Source organism: Kitasatospora misakiensis (genome assembly GCF_042656005.1).
Taxonomy (GTDB): Bacteria; Actinomycetota; Actinomycetes; order Streptomycetales; family Streptomycetaceae; genus Kitasatospora; species Kitasatospora misakiensis.
This window is the reverse complement of sequence record NZ_JBHSOF010000115.1, coordinates 1-3,235: the sequence shown is the minus strand read 5'-3', so window position 1 is coordinate 3,235 and position 3,235 is coordinate 1. Positions and strand designations below refer to the sequence as shown.

Annotated in this window: 4 protein-coding genes; 2 read left to right on the top strand and 2 right to left on the bottom strand. The window is 67.2% G+C overall.

Annotated elements, in window-relative coordinates; genetic code table 11:
* The first annotated feature begins 697 nt into the window (after positions 1–697).
* Both ACFP3U_RS36725 and ACFP3U_RS36720 read left to right on the top strand, forming a co-directional pair.
* Positions 698–1,468, top strand: a complete 771-nt coding sequence (locus ACFP3U_RS36725; RefSeq protein WP_380230122.1) for a helix-turn-helix domain-containing protein — start codon at positions 698–700, stop codon at positions 1,466–1,468.
* Positions 1,465–1,938 carry an NUDIX hydrolase gene (locus ACFP3U_RS36720; RefSeq protein ID WP_380230121.1) on the top strand — a complete coding sequence of 158 codons (474 nt, stop codon included), beginning with the start codon at positions 1,465–1,467 and terminating at the stop codon, positions 1,936–1,938. Before ACFP3U_RS36725 ends, ACFP3U_RS36720 begins: the two co-directional genes overlap by 4 nt.
* Here the strand turns inward: ACFP3U_RS36720 and ACFP3U_RS36715 are convergent.
* Together ACFP3U_RS36715 and ACFP3U_RS36710 are read right to left on the bottom strand one after the other, a co-directional pair.
* A complete protein-coding gene (locus ACFP3U_RS36715; RefSeq protein WP_380230120.1) occupies positions 1,935–2,480 on the bottom strand; it encodes an HD domain-containing protein in 546 nt (181 codons plus the stop codon). The genes ACFP3U_RS36720 and ACFP3U_RS36715 overlap by 4 nt on opposite strands.
* A gap of 28 nt (positions 2,481–2,508) precedes the next feature.
* Complete coding sequence (locus tag ACFP3U_RS36710) at positions 2,509–2,943, bottom strand: GntR family transcriptional regulator (RefSeq protein ID WP_380230119.1); 435 nt, start codon at positions 2,941–2,943, stop codon at positions 2,509–2,511.
* Positions 2,944–3,235: the final 292 nt, after the last annotated feature.

Sequence of the window (3,235 nt, the reverse complement as noted above, 5' to 3'; positions counted from 1 at the left end):
GGTACTCGTTCACGCTCTCGCCGGCCACGCCACCGAACAGCGACCCGAACGGGTCGTTGTCGATGCCGAGCGCCAGCTCCGTGTACTCCAGGGCCGAAACGGCCCGTTGGCCTGCAACAATCGACTTCACGGGTTCACCTCTTGGTAGTTGGGTGTGTGGGCCCGAGGGCCGCCGCGCGTTCCTTGGCCGGGAGCGCGGCGGCCCGTTGCATTCGGGCTCAGCCACTCGTCACATCACGAGCAGCCATGACCCCCGACCCGGCCGGCGAGCGGGCGGATCGGGGACCAAAGACACTCGAAACGTTGCGGACGTCACCCGGTCCGCGCGGGGACGGGGACGGGCCCCGTCGTGAAGCACTCTGTTGAGTTCTCAAGGAACGAGCGCTGCCTTCGGGGGGCTGTCACCCCACCCCTCCGGGCGCGTTTGTGCAGGTCGGAGCAGCCCAAAGAAGGGCCATCAGTTCGCCAGCCTCGCGATGCGAGACATGTTGAACATGTCTCTTACGATCCCGAGAAGCCGACGATTCGTCAAGTCCTTCGCTTGGTTCGGCCGGTGAGTCCCGGCCGCGCATCAATAGATTCGACTCTCCGGCCCTGTCGGAACACGGCGCATCTGGACGGCTACGGTCCGACTTCGCTACGGTCGAAGTCGTCCCGGATCGTCCAAGCGCCGCACCATCGTCCAGGGGAGGGCGAGATGGCCAATGAGAGGCTGCGAGGTGCAATCCTCGCCAGCAAGTTGACGATTGAGCAGATCGCGGAACGGCTCGGCGTGAGTTCGCGAACCGTCGAGCGATGGGTGGAGGCCAAGGACGAGCGCCGGCCGTACCGGCGTTTCCAGTACGCGCTCGCCAACCTGTTGCAGCGAGACCTGTCGGAACTCTGGTCGGACGAGCAGACCAGCAGCGCGGCGGCGGAAGCCGGCCGGGCCGAGCTGGTGAAGCTGTACCCGCACCGCGCGGTCGTGCCGAAAGAGCTGTGGACGTCCCTCTACGCGAAGTCCACGCGGCACTTCGACCTGGTGGTGTACGCCGGGTTCTGGCTCTCGGAGGACCCGCTGTTCTTCCGCCTCGTTCGGGAGAAGGCACAGGCTGGCGTGCCCGTACGGCTCATGCTGGGCGACCCCGACTGCGTGGGCGTGGCCCAGCGGGGCGAGGATGAGGGGATCGGCCCGGCGATGGCAGGCAAGATTCGCAACGCGCTCGCCAACTATGCGCCGCTGTTCGGCGTCCCCGGAGTCGAGTTCCGGCTCCACTCGACAACGCTCTACAACTCGCTCTACCGAGCCGACGACGACCTGCTCGTCAACGGACACGTCTACGGTGTCGGCGCCTACCTGGCGCCGGTGATGCACCTCTCCCAGGTGCCCGGAGGCGAGCTATTCAGCACGTACGCGGCGAGCATCGAACGGATCTGGGAAAGCTCCCGGATCATCACCTCGCCGAATCTTGAAAGTGAGGCCGCATGAGCCGCGTTGACTACTTCCACGACCCGGCCGCCCCGCCGGCGAACTCCGTTGTGCCCTCCGTTACCGCCGTTGTGACGGACGTTGATGGGCGGCTGCTGCTGATCCACAAGACGGACAACAACCTGTGGGCCCTCCCTGGTGGTGGGCACGACATCGGGGAGTCCGTGGCGGACACCGTGGTCAGGGAGGTTCGGGAGGAGACGGGGATCGACGTCGAGGTGGCCTCGGTCGTCGGGCTCTACACAGACCCTGGTCACGTCATGGCCTACGACGACGGGGAGGTCCGGCAACAGTTCTCCATCTGCTTCCGGGCACGCCCTGTCGGTGGCGATCTGCGGACGAGTTCGGAGTCGAAGGAGGTCCGCTGGGTGAACCCAGCGGACCTCGACGACCTGGACATTCACCCGTCCATGCGGCTGCGGATCAAGCACGGTTTGGCGTCGGATCGCGCCGAGCCGTACATCGGCTAGGCCGACGTTCCGATCTGGAGTAGGCGGCCTTCGACGCGTCGCGCGGCTGCATCGATCTCCGGCTCGGCGCGGCGGATGAACCGGCCGACGACGCTGTCCGGTCCGTAGCGGCCCACGATCTCGCCGATCCGGTCGGGCGTCGTTGTCGGCGTGCCATCCGGAGTGGTGGTCATGTCGCAGTAGATCAGCGCGTCCACCAAGTGGGGTTCCTCCAGCGGGAACTCCGCCTCCAACTCCCGGCGAAGGCCCCGTTCCTCGGCTTCGAGCAGGGCACAGGAGTGGTGGGCGACCAGTCGCACGACGCGCTCGTCCACGTTCTCCGCGCGGAGGAAGCGCGCGCCGTCGAGCGGGTGGAAGCCGGTGTCGACGATCCGCGGCGAGTAGCCGACGTCGTGCAGGACTGCTGCGGCTTCCAACAACTCAGCATCCGGGCCGAGGATGCTGGCCAGGGTGCGTGCCTTGCCGGCCACCCCCTTGGAGTGGTTCCAGCGGCGCGGCAGGTCGGTGGACAGAAGGGATTCGGCAAGCTCGTAGGCCCACACGATGGCATCCGTTCCTAGGGGGCGGCGGTCAGGAGTGATTGGCGGGGAGGGCGCGGACACGCCGCCCCTTCCCATGGCGGACTTCGAGAACGCCGGCGCCTTCAAGCTGAGCGAGGGCACGCCGGACGGTGCCCCGCGCGGCGCCGGTCGTCTCGGTGAGTTCCTTCTCGGACGGGAAGTCGGCGTCGACGCCGAGGTCGTGGACCAGGGCAGCGAGCTGGTCGAGCACCGGGACCTTGGGTGCGGCTCCGACAACGAGCCACCCGACGCCGGGCTGCGATCGGATCAAGCCCTCGGCCGCGAGGACGTCGAGGGCGCGCTTCACCGTGGTGCGGGCGACGTCATGCTCCTTCATCAGGTCGGCTTCCGATGGAAGCGACGCCATGGTGGAGTCTCCGCTGATCTTGGCGCGCCATGCGTCGGCAATCCGCAAGTACGTACCGCGCGGGCTCCGCTCGGGCACTGGGCCGCTCCTTCCGTAGGTGGATACCTAGACAGGATGGACGATCCCGGGGGCAGGTTGCCAGCCTCGGCGGTTGCCTGTCCCAAACCTGCGGTGAGCTGGGGCGATCTCCCCTGAGTCCGACATCACCGTCTGACATCAACGACAGCGGACACCGGCAACTCCACCCGCATTCAGGTGGATCATTGCCGGGCCGCGATCACGGGCGTGCGCAGCTACGGACACTGCCCGATCGAACTTAGACCGACCGGCAAATGGATCACTTGAGACGCCGGGTGGTGGGGCGGCTGGG

Coding starts and splice junctions, on each gene's coding strand:
- ACFP3U_RS36725 (WP_380230122.1), top strand. CDS start 698: ATGGCCAATGAGAGGCTGCGAGGTGCAATCCTCGCCAGCAAGTTGACG.
- ACFP3U_RS36720 (WP_380230121.1), top strand. CDS start 1,465: ATGAGCCGCGTTGACTACTTCCACGACCCGGCCGCCCCGCCGGCGAAC.